The organism is Gottfriedia acidiceleris, assembly GCF_050457485.1.
In the GTDB taxonomy this organism is placed as follows: domain Bacteria; phylum Bacillota; class Bacilli; order Bacillales; family Bacillaceae_G; genus Gottfriedia; species Gottfriedia acidiceleris_D.
Window position 1 is genome coordinate 415932 of the sequence record NZ_JBCMJM010000016.1, and the last position, 17255, is coordinate 433186.

16 protein-coding genes are annotated in these 17255 nt (G+C 33.3%); 4 read left to right on the forward strand and 12 right to left on the reverse strand.

The genetic code is table 11. From position 1 onward, the window contains the following. Nucleotides 1–12: 12 nt before the first annotated feature. Nucleotides 13–486 (reverse strand): NUDIX hydrolase, encoded by a 474-nt coding sequence (locus tag ABEY15_RS17575; protein ID WP_429891432.1) that lies wholly within the window; start codon nt 484–486, stop codon nt 13–15. 295 nt (nt 487–781) lie between these two features. On the opposite strand from ABEY15_RS17575, the gene ABEY15_RS17580 reads away from it, so the two are divergent. Continuing rightward, nucleotides 782–1252, forward strand: a complete 471-nt coding sequence (locus ABEY15_RS17580) for a cytochrome c oxidase subunit II (protein ID WP_429891433.1) — start codon at nt 782–784, stop codon at nt 1250–1252. 8 nt (nt 1253–1260) lie between these two features. After that, nucleotides 1261–2916 carry a b(o/a)3-type cytochrome-c oxidase subunit 1 gene (locus tag ABEY15_RS17585; protein WP_429891473.1) on the forward strand — a complete coding sequence of 552 codons (1656 nt, stop codon included), beginning with the start codon at nt 1261–1263 and terminating at the stop codon, nt 2914–2916. Nucleotides 2917–3114: 198 nt separating this feature from the next. Here the strand turns inward: ABEY15_RS17585 and ABEY15_RS17590 are convergent, their stop codons facing one another. The 9 genes from ABEY15_RS17590 to ABEY15_RS17630 all read right to left on the reverse strand — a co-directional run bounded on the left by ABEY15_RS17590 (nt 3115) and on the right by ABEY15_RS17630 (nt 14051). Next, nucleotides 3115–3930 carry a formate/nitrite transporter family protein gene (locus ABEY15_RS17590; protein WP_429891434.1) on the reverse strand — a complete coding sequence of 272 codons (816 nt, stop codon included), beginning with the start codon at nt 3928–3930 and terminating at the stop codon, nt 3115–3117. Nucleotides 3931–3946: 16 nt separating this feature from the next. Beyond that, a complete protein-coding gene (locus tag ABEY15_RS17595) occupies nt 3947–4663 on the reverse strand; it encodes a sirohydrochlorin chelatase (RefSeq protein WP_429891435.1) in 717 nt (238 codons plus the stop codon). A 4-nt stretch (nt 4664–4667) separates the two neighbouring features. Then, entirely contained in the window at nt 4668–6092 is a 1425-nt protein-coding gene (gene cobA, locus ABEY15_RS17600) for a uroporphyrinogen-III C-methyltransferase (protein ID WP_429891436.1), read from the reverse strand. Between the two features lie 3 nt (nt 6093–6095). Next, nucleotides 6096–6413, reverse strand: a complete 318-nt coding sequence (nirD, locus tag ABEY15_RS17605; RefSeq protein ID WP_429891437.1) for a nitrite reductase small subunit NirD — start codon at nt 6411–6413, stop codon at nt 6096–6098. 26 nt (nt 6414–6439) lie between these two features. Then, nucleotides 6440–8839 (reverse strand): nitrite reductase large subunit NirB, encoded by a 2400-nt coding sequence (gene nirB, locus ABEY15_RS17610; protein ID WP_429891438.1) that lies wholly within the window; start codon nt 8837–8839, stop codon nt 6440–6442. A gap of 223 nt (nt 8840–9062) precedes the next feature. Next, nucleotides 9063–9452: an iron chaperone gene (locus ABEY15_RS17615; RefSeq protein WP_429891439.1), complete on the reverse strand. Its 390-nt coding sequence runs from the start codon at nt 9450–9452 to the stop codon at nt 9063–9065. Between the two features lie 18 nt (nt 9453–9470). Further along, a complete protein-coding gene (locus tag ABEY15_RS17620; RefSeq protein ID WP_429891440.1) occupies nt 9471–10709 on the reverse strand; it encodes an MFS transporter in 1239 nt (412 codons plus the stop codon). A gap of 726 nt (nt 10710–11435) precedes the next feature. Then, on the reverse strand, nt 11436–13046 hold the full coding sequence (locus ABEY15_RS17625; protein WP_429891441.1) for a flavin-containing monooxygenase: 1611 nt from the start codon (nt 13044–13046) through the stop codon (nt 11436–11438). Between the two features lie 54 nt (nt 13047–13100). Beyond that, nucleotides 13101–14051: an alpha/beta hydrolase gene (locus ABEY15_RS17630; RefSeq protein WP_429891442.1), complete on the reverse strand. Its 951-nt coding sequence runs from the start codon at nt 14049–14051 to the stop codon at nt 13101–13103. Between the two features lie 142 nt (nt 14052–14193). Here ABEY15_RS17630 and ABEY15_RS17635 point away from each other — a divergent pair, with 142 nt between their 5' ends. Beyond that, nucleotides 14194–14889, forward strand: a complete 696-nt coding sequence (locus tag ABEY15_RS17635; RefSeq protein ID WP_429891443.1) for a response regulator transcription factor — start codon at nt 14194–14196, stop codon at nt 14887–14889. A 59-nt stretch (nt 14890–14948) separates the two neighbouring features. Here the strand turns inward: ABEY15_RS17635 and ABEY15_RS17640 are convergent, their stop codons facing one another. Further along, the gene (locus ABEY15_RS17640) at nt 14949–15626 is read right to left on the reverse strand and encodes a response regulator transcription factor (RefSeq protein WP_429891444.1); all 678 of its coding nucleotides are present in this window, start codon (nt 15624–15626) and stop codon (nt 14949–14951) included. A gap of 230 nt (nt 15627–15856) precedes the next feature. Between ABEY15_RS17640 and ABEY15_RS17645 the strand changes: the two genes are divergently transcribed. Then, on the forward strand, nt 15857–16753 hold the full coding sequence (locus tag ABEY15_RS17645) for a LysR family transcriptional regulator (protein ID WP_429891445.1): 897 nt from the start codon (nt 15857–15859) through the stop codon (nt 16751–16753). Between the two features lie 58 nt (nt 16754–16811). Here ABEY15_RS17645 and ABEY15_RS17650 read toward each other — a convergent pair whose 3' ends face one another. Next, the gene (locus ABEY15_RS17650) at nt 16812–17240 is read right to left on the reverse strand and encodes a protein-tyrosine phosphatase family protein (protein ID WP_429891446.1); all 429 of its coding nucleotides are present in this window, start codon (nt 17238–17240) and stop codon (nt 16812–16814) included. Between the last annotated feature and the right edge of the window lie 15 nt (nt 17241–17255).

The window sequence follows — 17255 nt, forward strand, 5'->3', positions numbered from 1 at the left end:
TTTTCTGTTGGATCATTTAAACCCCAAATTCGGGTAAATTTTTGTTAAAAATTCATTTAATATAACCTTGTGACTTTTAACAATATTGTTTGGTAGTTCATTTGGATAAAAGAACTCAAATTTAATAGATTCCGAATCATTAACACTTAATATCCCTTTATAATCTTCTGTATAATAAGCAACCGTAACTACGAAAAATTCATCTCCGTTTTCAGCTTTAACGAAGTTTTGTGGTCCTGAATAGACATTGATTAAATTCAAATGATCTACAATTAGTCCCGTTTCTTCAAAAACTTCTCTCTTGGCTACATCTTCAGTAGATTCCCCTAACTCCATCAGTCCACCTGGTATTCCCCAATATCCATTTGGAAATTTTCTAAGTTGTAATAATAATCTACCGGATTGATCAATGATGATTGTAACTGAGCCTACAAATATTAAAGGTCTATGTCCAACAATACTCCTTAACTCTTCTATATATCCCATTTTTAGCCTCCTTATTATTACTATATTTTACCAAAAATACTTTCATTTATATTTCTTAAATGCTATTTTCATTTTCCATGAATAGAAATACTTGGAAATAATAAAACTAAGTTTTAGATATTATCTTGAATTTTGAAATTGGAGGGATTAAATTGTCTTCAAAAAAAACAGAGAGAGAACAAGATCATAATTTAAACGGAACTTTTATCAGTGTCTTTATTCTTGGAGTTTTCATTTTAATTTTATGGTTTAGCTTCTATGCTTTTTATTTACATCGCTAGTAAGGAGGATGTTCATGCATCTACATAAATTTGAAAAAATATGGTTATCATTTGGAATGATTTCATTAATTGTTTTCCTAGTAATTATCGGTATTACAGCCTTTCGTTCACATCTTCAGCCAGCAGGCGGGATGAACACGGTAAATCCTCAAACCGTTGAAAAAACAGCACCATTTAACCATCCAGGGGTGTACCAAAAAGATGATGGTACATACGAAGTCGTAATACTAGCAAAAACATTTGCTTATGCACCAAGCAAATTAAAAGTACCAGTTGGTAAGAAGGTGCGCTTTGTTTTGACTAGTACCGATGTGACACACAGTTTTTCAATCGTTAATACAAATGTCAATATGATGGCTGTTCCAGGTCAAATTAATACGAAGGAGTATTCCTTTAAAAAGCCAGGAAATTATTTGATTTTATGTAATGAATATTGTGGAACGGGTCATTCATTTATGCAAACTACTATCGAGGCGGTGAAATAATGAATGAAATGATAGGAAGACCAGATCGTAAACTAGCTTTAACACATATTGTAGTGGCATATCTTGCGTTTTTAATCGGTACATTCACTGGGCTTATGCAAGTATTTGTGCGAAATAATGCACTTGAACTTCCAAAATGGCTTGATTACTATCAAGTTCTAACAGCTCATGGAGTTCTGCTTGCGCTAGTTTTTACTACATATTTTATATTTGGGTTCTTAATTACAGGTATGAGTAAAACATTAGGTGATTTTGGTTCAAAAGTACAGGCATTTACTTGGTTAGGTTTTATTGTGATGACGATTGGAACAATACTTGCAGTTTTAGAAATATTATCAGGGCAAGCCTCTGTATTATATACATTCTATGCCCCATTGCAGGCTAATGCTTGGTTTTATGTTGCTTTAGCACTTTTTGTAGTTGGTACATGGATTAGTGGTTTTGCATTAGTTGGACATTATGTTGCTTGGAAAAAGAATAATAAAGGTAAAATAAGTCCTCTAATCGCTTTTATGACTGTAGCAACAATCGTATTATGGGTTATTGCTAGTCTTGGAGTAGCTGCGACAGTACTTTTCCAATTCATACCATGGTCATTTGGATGGGTGGACACAATCAATGTGGAATTAAGTCGATCGCTTTTTTGGTTTTTCGGTCACCCACTTGTTTATTTTTGGCTACTCCCTGCTTACATAGGCTGGTATGCAATTATGCCAAAAATAGTAGGTGGAGAAGTATTTAGTGACTCTCTCGCACGACTCGCTTTTATCTTATTTCTTTTGTTCTCTATACCAGTCGGTTTTCATCATCAACTTCAAGAACCCGGTATCTCAACCTTTTGGAAATTTTTACAAACTGTATTAACTTTTATGGTAATTATACCATCATTAATGACCGCTTTCTCTATGTTTGCTGTGTTTGAGATTTCCGGACGAAAAAAAGGTGCGAAAGGTTTATTTGGTTGGATTTTCAAATTACCATGGAAGGATGTTCGGTTTACATCACTTTTTATTGCTATGTTATTTTTCGCTCCAGGTGGTGCAGGTGGAATCATCAATGCAAGCTATCAATTAGATGAAATCGTTCATAACACACTTTGGATCGTTGGACATTTCCATATTACGGTTGGTACTCCTGTTGCAATGACATTTTTCGGATTAACCTTTTGGCTAATTCCTTATTTAACAGGAAAAAAACTTACAAAAGCATTCCAAAAATTAGCGTTTATACAGATTTTCACATGGGCTATCGGGATGTTTTTAATGTCTACCACAATGCATATTCTCGGAATTTATGGTGCTCCTAGACGGACTTCATTTACTGATTATATGGGACATCCTGCAGCAGCTAAATGGTTTACTGGGGTTTTTACAAATCATTTAACTGTTGCGGTTGGTGGATCAATTTTGTTTTTATCTGCTTTATTATTAATTTTTATTGTCCTACAAGCGTTATTCACTTTACCAACTGCAAAATCGGAAGAAGAAACAGTTGAATTCCCGGTTGCTGAAAGTAATACCGAAAACACACCTCGTATATTGGAAAATTGGTGGCTGTGGATTGGCGTTTCGATTGTATTAATTGCAATTGCTTATACAATTCCTTTATCACATATGATGCATAATCATCATCCGACTGGATCGGAAGGTTTCAAAACATGGTAGGAGTGAATTAATTTGTTCGTATTTACATTTTCGTTAATTTTAGTATGCGTTATCAGTATCGTTATTCTTGTAGATATAACGACTAAAGAAGAATAATAAAAGAAAATATCCCCCCTGAATATAATATAAAAAGAAACAACCTATTCCGATTTTGATCTAAGGTTGTTTCTTTTTGGTTTTTATTTTTTTAAAAGTAAATTATGCTGCTTTTTTATTTCCATTATATTTATCGTTTGAATATTTTTTATTTTTTGCATCCGAACAAGAAACCCAGTAAGCTGCTCCAACAAATAAACTACCGCCAATAATATTTCCTATGGTAACCGGAACTAGATTCGAAACCATTCCGGCTAGTGTTACTGTTTCTGGGTGTTTAATAAGTAATGAGATTGATAATAATGTCATGTTTGCAATACTATGCTCAAATCCTGATGTAATAAATGCAAATAGACACCAAAATATCATGATTAATTTTCCTGTTTCCGATTTCAATTTAAATGAACACCACAACGCTAAACAAACAAGTATATTACAAAGAATTCCACGAACTAGTAATTCCATAAATGGTGCATTCATTTTTGCTGCGGCTGCATTATTAATAAAATCTGCCACACCACCATTAGCTAGCCCTGAGTATGCAAATAATAACGCTACTAATACAGAGCCAAATAAATTTCCTAAATAACTATAGCCCCATACTTTCGTAGTATCAACCCAATTAACCTTCTTTTCTAACATACCTATAGACATAATCATATTATTACCAGTAAATAAATCCGCTCCTGCCATAATGACTAAACTTAAGGCAATTCCAAATGAAACACCCATAATAATTTTCGTACCAGCAAAACCAGTTGGTGCGAGTAATCCACCGATTGTAAAGATTAAAATGATACCAAGTCCTACAAAAAATCCTGCCATCATTGTAGGGACCATATATCTTGATTTACTTGATTTAATTTGGTTTGTCTTCGATCTAGCTGCATTCCCAATGGAATTAATAACTTCTTTCATATTGATCACCCTATATTTAGATTTTAACCTTTTCCTGCATCCGTTCTATAAGTGCTTGACTCATCAATTCATCGAACTGTAAATTCTCACATAGATAAAATTTTTCATTTTCATTGGAAATTCGTCTCTTAATTTTTTCAAGAAGTAGTCCTGTAAATAATAAATATGGCATAACAAAAATATTTTGAAATTCTTTACTCATATTTTTAATGGTATCTTCTAATCTTGGATTACCCGCAGTTAAAAAAGCTGTTCGAACAGGAACGTTAATTCGCCCCTCAACAGCATTTCCAATTTGTTTAAGCATTTTGATCGGCTCGGGGTCGCTACTTCCACGACCTACTAGTATAATTGCAGAGTTACTAATTCCACATGCTGTTTGTACACGCTTCTGAACAAGCTGAATCATTTTTTCATGAACACCAAATGGCTCAGTTATCGTAATATTTACATGTGGAAATCGTTTTAAAATAATATTTAATTCGTCTGGAATATCGCGTTTATAATGTCCCGCTGCAAATAATAATACTGGTACAACTAATATATTTCGCGCACCTTCTACGATAATTTTGTCCAAAGTTTGTTGAATAGTTGGAACTACTAGTTCCAAAAACGCATATTCTTGTTTTTGAATAGGAATCTCTTTCATTACAGATTGAATAAATTGAATAAATTGTTGATTACCTTCTTGCCTACGACTTCCGTGTCCAATGTATACAACAGCATCAAACATTTTTTCACTTCCAATCACCTAGCATTAATTCCTTTTGTAATTTCTCATCAATTTTAGTAAAACCACATTTTATTGCATATTCCCTAACTGATTCACCAACATATGCAAATGGTAAACTCATTAAATGACTTTCCTTAGTATTCTTTAATTCTTTTATAAACCAATCAACAGATGAACAATTTGGAAATATAATTGAATCCCACATTGTTTCTTCTAGCATTCTTTGATTGATCACATCAAATCGAGAATCTGCAATAGTTTCATGTGTAGCCAGAAATTTTGACTTTGTTGGTAATTGTGTATTTTTGTCTACCGACCCTATAAAAATTGTAGCGTTCACATCACGACTAACTTTTTCACCTATAATCCCATATTTTTCAAGTTCTTTCCTTGTTTTCGGCGATAAATACTCAATTCTATTTGGAAGTCTACGAACATCGAATTTCGATTTATACATTTTAGTAACAAATAATTGCACACTTTCTGGTGAACAAAAAACGATTCTTTCTTGACTTAGTGCATCTACTACCTGATCATGCTCAATAGGAAGTTGAATTGATTTAAGTGTAGGAAAAGCGTAAACCTCAGCACCGTTTTCTGATAAATATGTTTCTAATCCATTCTTTTCAACTGATGCTGTTCCTTTAGCCAATAAAATTTTTCTACCAAAATATTTTTTCTTTTCAAACCAAGAAATCTTTGAGCGTAGTTTGACAACATCTCCAATAATTGTCATTGCGGGATTTGTAATTTCTTCCTTCTCAATAACTGATACAATTGTTTCGATCGTTCCCTCAACGACTTTTTGTTTTCCAATTGTTCCCCACTGAATAACGGCCACTGGTGTATCCTTGGATTTACCATTCTTTATTAGGTGAGTACATATTTTAGGTAGATTACCTACCCCCATATAATAAGCAAGCGTATCCCCTAACTGATCAGAACAATTAGATTCAATAAATTCTTCATTTTCTATACATTTATGTCCTGTTCTTAAGGTAAAACTTGTACTATATTCTCTATGTGTAACTGGGATTCCAGCATATGCTGCAGCAGCAATGCTAGATGTAATCCCCGGAATAATTTCGAACGGTATATCATGCTTTGATGCTTCCTCTGCTTCCTCACCTACTCGACCGAAAACGGATGGGTCTCCTCCCTTTAATCTAACAACATATTTTCCGTCTTGGGCGAAAGTTACTAAAGTTTGATTAATCATTTCTTGACGCATTGTATGTCTGTCAGGAAGTTTCCCACAATAAATAAATTCACACTTTTCATTCGCTTCACGAAGTAACCTTGGATTAGCAAGTCGATCATATAAAATGACTTCAGCTTTTCGAATACATTTCAATCCTTTTTCTGTAATTAAGCCTAAATCACCTGGTCCTGCACCAACAAATGAAATAAATCCAGATTTTTTTGTCATACGTTACACCGTAATATAAACATAACCGTCAATTACTTCGGTTTTATATGTTTTTACAATGCCATCATCTGGTTTTTGAACTTCACCAGTAATTAATGAAATCTTCCAGTCACGCAGAGGACAAAAAACATATTCACCTGAAACAATCCCTTCAGCAAGTGGACCATTTGTTCCCGGACACTTACTTTCAATTGCACGAACATCATCATTTGATAAACGGAATAATGCGATTGATTCCCCTTTAATTACTACTTCCTTTCCAATTTGTTTAGGTAAAGAGGCTAGATCAATTATCTTAATTTCCTCCGATGTTTTGGTCATTTTGATTGCTCCTCTCAATTTTGAAATTACTTTCTAATAACTTCATATAGTTCTATTTGATTGTTAAGTGCTTGGCCCCATGCTTCTTCATATGTTGATTTTGCTTGATCAAATTTCTCTACTAAAGCATTTTCTTGTTCTTTGTTTAACAATACTTCTTTAATTAGTTCCACTCCAGTTCGCTCTACCCATGGAGCAGTTCGTTCCCCGTAAATACCCGTTTCGCGATAGTATTGAACATAAGCTTTTGCCATGTGAACTACTTCTTCTTCTGTTGTTACAGTCGTTAATAAATCGCATTCTCGAACTTCTGTTCCACCATTACCACCAATATATAGCTGGAAACCATTTTCCACACAAATTACTCCAAAGTCTTTAGTTAGCACTTCTGCGCAATTTCGAGGACATCCTGTAACACCCATTTTCATCTTGTGTGGAGTGTCCACCATTTCGATTGCTTTTTCTAATTGGATTCCTAAACCTAGTGAATCTTGTGTTCCAAATCGACAAAATCGATTTCCGACGCACGACTTAACATTTCTAAGCGATTTTGAATAAGCATAACCTGAACGCATCCCTAATTCTTGCCATACTTTTGGTACGTCTTCTTTTTTAACACCATATAAACCAACACGACTCGCACCGGTAACTTTTACTAAAGGTACATTGAATTTATTTGCTACTTCACCAAGTTTAATTAATTCATCACCAGTCGTAACTCCCCCATACATACGAGGTACGATTGAGAATGAACCATCCTTTTGAATATTTCCTTCCATTCGTTCATTAACGAAGCGTGATGACTTATCATCCTGATAATCATTTGGATGCATCATTCTTAAATAATAATTTAGAGCAGGACGGCATTTTGAGCAACCTTCTTCATTTTCAAATCCTAACACAATTCGAACCTCTCTAGGAGTTTGTAATCCTTTTTCTTCGATTTTATTCATAACTTCATCACGAGATAATGTTGTACATCCACACATACCAGGCTTTGTAGCATTGGGATCAAATGTATCACCTAATGTAGCTGCTAAAATACTTTCAACCATTCCTTTACATTTTCCACATGATGCACCAGCCTTTGTGCAACTTTTCACATCTTCAAACGTAGTAAGCTCTTGTTCTAAAATTGATTGAACAATTGTGCCTTTCGTGATGCCATTACATCCACAAACTGTATCATTTGCACTCATAGTAAGAATAAAATCTTCACCAGTGTCCTCTCCTGATTTATGGAGAATAGATGCACTTGTAAATTCTTTTATATTTGTCTCATTTTTCAACATATTGAATAATCGATTTCCATCCGATGCGTCACCATATAAAACTACTCCAACAACTTTTTCATCTTTCACAATTACTTTTTTGTAGAGTCCAGCAAATTGGTCATTTACAATGATTGCTTGCATATCTTCTCCTTCATGGATTAATCCACCAGAGAATAAATCACAACCAGACACTTTTAACTGAGTTGATAAAATGCTTCCTTTATATCCATTTGTTGTATTTCCCGTCATGTGATCTGCAAGTACAATCCCTTGTTCGTACAGTGGTGCTACTAAACCATAAGTAGTTCCGTTATGTTCGGCACATTCACCCACAGCATAAATTGATGGTTCTGATGTTTGCATAAAATCGTTTACAACGATTGCACGGTTTGCATCGATTCCTGCTTCTTTTGCTATTGATATATTAGGTCTTATTCCTACTGCCATTACGACTAAATCACAATCTAATGAAGTCCCATCTGAAAAACTTATTCCTTCTACACGATTCGTTCCATTTATTGAAATCGTTTGTTTCTCCATTAAGAAATTCATGCCCTGTACTTCTAGATCTTTTTTTAACATTTTCGCAGAAGTTGCATCTAATTGTTGTTCCATTAATGTCGGTAGTAAGTGAACAACATGAACTTCCATTCCTCGATCAATTAATCCTCTTGCTGCCTCTAACCCTAATAGACCTCCCCCAATTACTACAGCTTTTTTATATTTTTTTGCATAATCTATCATTAATTCAGTATCTTGAATTGTTCGGAAACCGATTACTCCTTGTAGATCATTTCCTGGTATAGGTAGGATAAAAGCACTAGATCCAGTAGCTAATATAAGCTCATCATATGAAATCTTTTTTCCTTTTTCTGTTTCAACTATTTTTTCTGTAGGGGATATTTTTGTAACTTTTTCGTTTGTTAGTAATGTAATTTGATTCTCTACATACCAATTCAAATCATTAATATTGATTTCATCAAAGGTTGCTTTTCCTTGTAATACATTTGATAACATGATCCTGTTATAGTTTGGATAAGGTTCATCTCCAATTATTGTGATCTCAAATAAATCTTTATTTCTTTTTAGAATTTCTTCAATACAACGAACTCCTGCCATTCCATTACCGATCATTAATAATCTTCTTTTCATCTCTTCTGTCCCCCAAATACAACTTGTGAATTTTTTCACATATTTTACTAAAAAAAATCAACTACATCATTCATTACTTGTTTTTCCCTTCTAAATACAAGTTTAGTATAACGGATATAGAAAGTTATTACTGGAAAATATTTGACAAAAATATGAACAAAATAATTAGACCTTTTTACTAAAAAACCTCCACAGCTAAAAATTAGCCTCAGAGGTTATGAACTCATTTTTTCTTTTTTTCTTTTTCTTCAGCTTTTTTAATATCTTCAAGTTCTCTATACTTTACAATCTTTTTTATCAAATCAAATGGAAGTGGATCGTTTATTGGGAATTGTACAGATCCTTTTGCGCCTTTATAAACTGATAATTCTTCTTTAAATGCTGCAATTCCACTTGCGCCAGGATAGAATCCAATATGATTTTTAAATGCAGCAAAATGTACTAAATTTTTATTTAGCGCAAATGTAGGCATTTGATAACTAATTCTCTCTACCGCATTTGGTACAACTTCTTTTACAATCTTTCTTAAAGCTTGTAATTTTTCCTGAACATCAGGCTGAAATTGTGAAATATATTCATCAATCGTTTCAAATGTTTTTTTAGTATTTTCCATAAATCCTCCTTTAACAAATTATCCTGCTTTTTCTGTTTTATCTCCAGAAAGTGAATTAATTCTTCTAAGTGAAGGGAATAAATACATCCAAAGTCCAGCAACTAATATCGTTCCAAGTCCACCTACAAATGCAGCTGGTACGGCACCAATTAATCCAGCCATTGTTCCAGATTCAAATTCCCCAAGCTGATTCGAAGTTCCAATAAATAGCGAATTTACAGCATTTACTCTGCCTCTCATATCATCCGGTGTCTGTAGCTGAACAAGCGAAGAACGTATTACTACGCTGACCACATCTGAAGCTCCGATTATAAATAATGCAATTAATGAGATGACTAAGTTTGTTGAAATTGCAAATAGCATTGTTGCCAATCCAAAAATACCTAATGCTGCAAACAATATAGGACCAAAAGATCTTTTAAGTGGGAAATAAGCTAAAATTAGAGACATTATTAATGCCCCAACAGCCGGTGCAGTACGCATCAGACCTAAGCCCCAAGCTTCTGTATGTAAAATATCTTGCGCATAAATTGGTAAAAGTGCTGTAGCTCCTCCAAGTAAAACGGCAAACAAATCAAGTGATATAGTTCCTAAAATGATTGGGTGTTTATAGACAAATTCTAACCCCATAAGCATTGTACGTAAAGTTACTGGCTCTGCTTTACGGATAAATTCACTATCTAATTTAATAAAAAATGTTAAGATTGATGAAAGTAATAAAGCAATTGCTGACGTTGCATATACGTATGCTGGTCCTACTGAAAATAATACACCACCAAGAGATGGCCCAAGTATTTGTGCTGTTTGACCTGCAGATGTACTCCAAGAAATTGCTTGCTGTAATATAGATTTTGGCACAACTTGAGGTAATAATGCCGAAGAAGCGGGTCCTTCAAATGATCGGCATGCACCGAGTATAAAAGCAGCAATTAAAATTTCCTCTCTACTAAGCCAATTAGCAAAATTACCATATAAAAGAAGACCTGCTATTAAAGCTTCTACCATTTGGCATATGAAAACAATTTTCCTACGATCTACTCTGTCAGCAACTTGACCAACTACTAAAGTAAGTAAGACCATTGGAATAAATTGTGCTAAACCTACTAGACCTAGACTAAACGCGTCATGTGTCAAATCATACATTTGCCATCCAATTGCTACCGATAGCATTTGAAATGAAGTTGAAGTAAACATTCGTGAGACCCAAAAATTCGTAAATGAGGTCCCTTTAAAGATCGATTTTTTTGATGCAGACAAATTCAAACTCTCCCCTTTTTAACTCTAACTAGCAAATTGAATATTTATACTATTTATGAAATTTAAATACATATCATTATACTATTTTTACTCTGAATTTGTGGATTAATTCAACCTACATTAAATGATTTTTAATAATTGGAGAGCACTATTATATTCACCTCATGAGAAATCATAGTTCATCTTTTTGCTATCTTACTTCCTCATGAACACCTTATGAGGAAGCATATTTCATCTTTTTCCTTTCTTTCTTCCTCATGAACGCCTCATGAGGAAGCATATTTCATCCTTTTGCTATCTTATTCCTCATGAACATCTCATGAGGAAGCATATTTCGTCTTTTTGCTATCTTACTTCCTCATGAACGCCTCATGAGGAAGCATATTTCATCTTTTTCCTTTCTTACTTCCTCATGAACGCCTCATGAGGAAGCATATTTCATCTTTTCCCTTTCTTACTTCCTCATGAACACCTCATGAGGAAGCATATTTCATCTTTTCCCTTTCTTACTTCCTCATGAACACCTCATCAGGAAGCATGTTTCATCTATTCCCTTTCTTACTTCCTCATGAACACCTCATGAGGAAGCATATTTCATCTTTTTCCTTTTTCCACTTTACTCATAAGCCACACACTTGAAGCATTCATGAGATACTAAATTTTAATTCAACACGTTGAAAAACACTTCTCCATATAAAGAAGTGTTTTTTCGAGTTATAATCTAGTTTAATGAACTGCGGTTGAAGTTAAAACAAATCCTTCATATCCATTTGTAGCTATTTCATCGCATTTTTTGCGATATGCCCCTACACCTCCAAGGTAAATTTGAAATCCTCGTGGTTTTCCTTTAATATTTGCCCCGGTGTACCATGAATCTGTTTTTGTAAATAGTGTTGCCTCTGCAACTTCCCTACAATTTCTGCTCCATTCATTCTCAGCATCAACATTAGCTTCAATCACATCGACTTCATTAGTACGTAAGAACTGGATACAATCTGCAATCCATTCTACGTGTTGCTCGATTGAAACTGGCATGTTGCTTAGTACTGAAGGACTTTCAGGCCCAGTAATCATAAACATATTAGGGAAGCCAGCATTAGCAATTCCAAGATATGTTCTCGTTTGTGCTCCTCCGTCCCATTTTTCCTTCAAACTAATTCCATCTTTTCCTTTAATATCAATCTTTAGTAATGGCCCAGTCATACCATCATACCCAGTAGCAAATACAATCATATCTAATTCAAATTCATTGTTTTTAGTTTTCAACCCTTTAGGTGTAATTGATTCAATTGAATCATTCTTGACATCAACTAAAGATACGTTTTCACGGTTATATGTTTCGTAGTAATTTGTATCAATTATTGGACGTTTTGTACCATAGTAATAGTATGGCATTAATTTTTTTGCAACCTCTGAATCATGTACAATTTCACTAATTTTTGATCGTATAAATTCTGCAACTGTTTCATTTGCTTTTTCATCAATTGTAAGATCAGTGAAAGCTCCAAAAAGTCCGAGCCCACCATTTTTCCAACTATCTTCATATATTTTGTTTCTTTCTATTGGATTGACATCTAAAGCAGATTGTGTAGGTGGAATAACCGGTTGGCCTCCAGTCGATTCTCTCATTTGTTTTTTAATTTCTTTAAAGTTTGCTTTCGTTTTTCGTATATATTCCGGGTCATAAGGATGGTTTCTTGCGGGTGCACTATATTGAGGTGTACGCTGGAATACAGTCAGATGACCTGCCTGTTGTGCAATAACTGGAATAGCTTGTACACCGCTTGAACCAGTACCAATAATTCCAACACGTTTCCCTTTAAAATCAACTTCCTTATTTCTTGGCCAGTGACCAGTATGGTACCATTCCCCTTTAAATGTTTCGATGCCTTTGAAGTTAGGTAAATTTGCCGCTGATAAACAACCCACTCCAGTAATAAAATATTTAGCCGTTACATTCGTATGATCATCTAAATGTATCTTCCATCTATTATTTTTCTCATCATAATGAGCTGATTGAACCCTTGTATTAAATTGAATATCTGATCGCAAATCAAATTTATCTGCCACAAAATTTAAATAGCTTAAAATTTCAGGTTGCTCAGGATACCTAGACGTCCAAGTCCATTCATTATATAACTCTTCTGAAAAGGTATAATTATAGTAAACACTTTCTGAATCACATCTTGCGCCTGGATAACGATTCCAAAACCACGTTCCTCCTACACCTTCACCTGCTTCATATACGCAAACCGAGAGTCCATCCTCTCGTAAACGGTGAAGCATATATAGCCCCGAAAAACCAGCACCAATTACAACTGCATCAAAGTGTTTCATTTCATATCCTCCCTCTATAAATAGATTTATTTTTATTTATTTAAAGACTAGAACTTACCTTTTATTTAACACTGTTTGATCCACTTTATTTAAAAACTCATCAATTCGATTGATTGATTCTTCAATTCGCTCAGGAAAAACTGCCATATTTGTAAAGTATCCATGTACTAGCCCTTGTTCACAATGCATCTCTACATTTACTCCCGCATCTTTTAAACGCTTACCATATTCATTTCCCTCATCTCGAAGTACATCATTTTCCGCAGTAATAATTAGAGCAGGAGGTAAGTTAGTTAAATCTTCAGCAACAAGTGGTGAAACATATTTATTTGTAGCATCCTCTTTGGAACTTATATAATGATTTCCAAACCAAATCATTAAATCTCGATCAAGTCCATAGCCTTCTTGGAAATCTAAATAAGATTTTGAATTATATGTTAATGCGGTAACTGGATAAACTAGAACTTGTGCTTCAATTTTTGGTCCGTTTTGATCTTTAGCAGCTTGTGAAACTACCGCAGCAAGATTTCCTCCTGCACTATCACCACCAACTACTATGTTGGAAGCGTTTCCATTAAATTCTTCAGCATGTTGACTTATCCAATATAATGCAGCATACGAATCTTCAAATGGAATTGGAAACTTGTATTCTGGAGCAAGTCGATAATCTACAGAAACAACGATTCTTTTCGTACGGTTAGCAAGCATCCTACAACTCGCATCTGATGTTTCTAAGTCACCTATCACCCAGCCACCACCATGGTAATATACAAATACTGGTAAAGGACCTTCACCTTCAGGAGTGTAAATTCTGATTTTAATTGATTCATCTTGTCCGACTTGAATTTGTTTATCTTCCACTTTTGCTAATGGAGCAAGTTCTACTTCAACCAGTGGTGCATTTGCAAACATCTCTCTTACAGCCTCCGGTTCCATTTTGTGAATCGCTGGCATTTGATTAAAAATCTCCACATATGCTTTTGCTTTTGGATCTAAATTAGCCAATTTACATCTTCCTTTCAGATTGATTTTTATTTACTTTCGAGATCTTATATCTCAAAAAGCCTATCTAAAGAATATAATTTTTAGTATAATTAGAATATTCCTAATTTTGAATATATAATATCCCTAAAAAGGAGATGATAAAGTGGTTTCTGACTATACCATTCAAGAACATATTCGAAAACTTGAAGTTAGTACAAGTCATGAAGAACATATGTACAATATTCTTGCTATCTATATGAATCTTTTTCCCGTTCGAAATGCTTATTTATTTCGATATTCTCCTTTTGGATTTTTAGGTGAAGGCATTATTTTGATTACGAATGATGGATTATCACATATACGAGAGATCAGAGATGATATTCGTTCGCTCCCAATCATCTTTTCAGCAATTTGTGAACGCAAAGCAAAATTTTGTTCAGGCATTGAATACTTAAAACAAACGAGTAGTAAATACATCTTTCCTTCTAGTGTAAACTCTATGATTGCTGTACCAATCTGTTTCGGTTCAGTAGTGGTTGGTTATATTTGTTCAACGGAATTTAAAGATAACCTTAAATTGGACGATAAACTACTCTCTTCATTTACATACTATGGTAAATTAATTGGTAAATTTTTAGAAAATACAACTGGAGCGTATGATTCAATCATTTTAAGCAAAAGAGAATTAGAGGTAATGAAACGAATTGCTTGGGGCGAAAGCACAAAAGAAATGGCAGATTCCATGAATATTAGTGAACTTACAGTAAAACAATATGTAAAATCCGCAATAAAAAAACTCGGTGCAAACAATCGCTCTCATGCGGTTGGTGAATTAATTCGAAAAGGAATTATTTCTTAATTATTGAAAGTTCATAAAAAAACACTAATCCTTTTATGTAAAAGATTAGTGTAATTTTTTTAATCAAGCGAAATCCAATTATTTTTGATTGCAAAAATCACAGCATTTAATCTGTCAGTTACCTGTAATTTTTGGATTATATTTGAAACATGATTTTTAACAGTTTTACTCGAAATAAATAATTCAGATCCTATTTGAATATTAGAATATCCTTGAGCTAAAAGTTGTAAAATTTCAATTTCTCTTTTCGTTAAAAGATTATTCATAGCTTCATAATCTAGTTCTTTCTTTTTATTTCCATTCTCAAGCAGTCGCGTATTTTCTTGGATGATTAAATTTGTTAATCGAGAATCTAAGAAGAACTGACCATTTTGAACTTGTCTTACAATATGAAGTAAATATTGTTCGTCAATGTCAGTTAAGCAAATCCCATTTACCCCAATTTTCATCAAACTCTCAATTTCATTATAATCTATATTATTTTTAATGATTACTATATTAATGTTCTTATCAATTAAATTTAAAAGCTGAGATTTTGCTTCCATCTCTTCATTTTTCACATGACAAATAAAAAATGATTCATTTAAATTGCTTGAATTTATTTCATGGAAATCTATTTTTCTAGCATCTAGATTATGATGTACTAAAATTGTACATATTCCAGATACGAAAAGAGTATTTTCTACAAAAATAAATGTTTTATTTTCGTGGTGATTAAACTCATTGTTAGTAAACATTTTTATTCCCAACTTTCAACAGTAACTAGATTCAATCACTGATATTTCATTGCCTAATCCTAATTAATCCTATAAAATTATATGGAATTAAGTAGTATTTTACATCGTTTACGGAAGAAATTATATTTCATATATGTTAAGCTATTGTTAAGTAATACTTAACAATGTAATGCACTTAAATATATTAAACTATTGATATGATATGTTAGTTTTTATATTAGGAGGTTAATATGAACTTTGAACAACTAGAATATGTTGTAAGTATCGCAAATGAGAAGTCGATTTCAAGGGCAGCGAAAAAATTGCATATTTCTCCTTCTGGCGTTAGTCAAGCCATTAGTCAACTTGAAAGAGAATTAGAAATAAATATATTTAATCGTTCTAGAGGCGGAATTACCTTAACATTTGAGGGAGAGTTAGTATTATCTAGATCAATTGAAATTTTAAATAATTTAAAAGAATTGAAAGAACAGCTTTCGGATTTTAAGGAAACTAGAGTAAAACATATGAAAATTGCATGTGCACCTACTTTTACTTATACAATTCATGAAGTGTTAAAAAAATACTCTGAAAATAACAATGGCGCTACGATTGAATTAATTGAGCAAGGTACACCTCAGATCCTTAACACTTTAGCAAAAGAAGACTATGACTTAGCGTTAGTAGTATCTTCAAAAGCCGAATTAGAAAAGGAAAATAATATTAATTTCGAATTCTTAAGTAAAGGAAATGTGTGCATTATAGTAGGCAAAAATTCTCCTTTATATGAATTAGATTATGTTACTGCTGAAGATTTACTTTATCAAAAAGTTGTAATGTATACCTTTTCTAATAAAAATTTTCTACAATTAGCTAAAAAATTTAAAAATGAGATCGTTCTTAAATCAAATCGCACTATGACACTTATTGAAATTATTAAGGAAGGACGCGTATTTACTTTTGTGCATAATACAACTTTAAAATATTTTCCTGAAGTATTAAGCGGCGAATTAAAAATAATCCCAATTAAAGAAACAGATTATATTTATCAAGACTTTTGGATAATATCTCCAATTACGAAAGAAAATACAAGTGACAAAAATGAATTCGTAAAGTGTGTAAAAGATCATTTAAATGGTACTTCTTAATAAAAAACGCTAAATGATACAAAACGAATTTGTATAATTAGCGTTTTTTTATTTTTATTTAAGCATTAGGAAATATCTTTTTTAACGATTCCTTCATATCAGAATTCGATTTAATTGTTGGACGTATTGATCTAGCCATTTCTTCAGCTTCTTCAATTGTTTCTGCTTTATTTAGTGCAATTAATGCTCCCATTGCCACTGTACCTGCGCGTGTATTACCGCCACCACAATGGAAATACACTTTTTGATCATTTTGATAAGCTTCTACTACATGATCAATCGCTCTTTTAAGCGTTTCTGCTTGTTCTTCTTTATCATCCACAATCGGACTATGTACACGGTTAATTTGAGGGTCAACCTCATATTTTTTTACTCTTAGATCAAAAACAATATCTGCATTTTCGTTTTCCATCATGTCTTTAACGTCATCTGCCCCACCGAAAAAGACACGATCTTTTATTAATTCCTGATACTTCTTGTTGCTCATTCTGTTGCCTCCAAA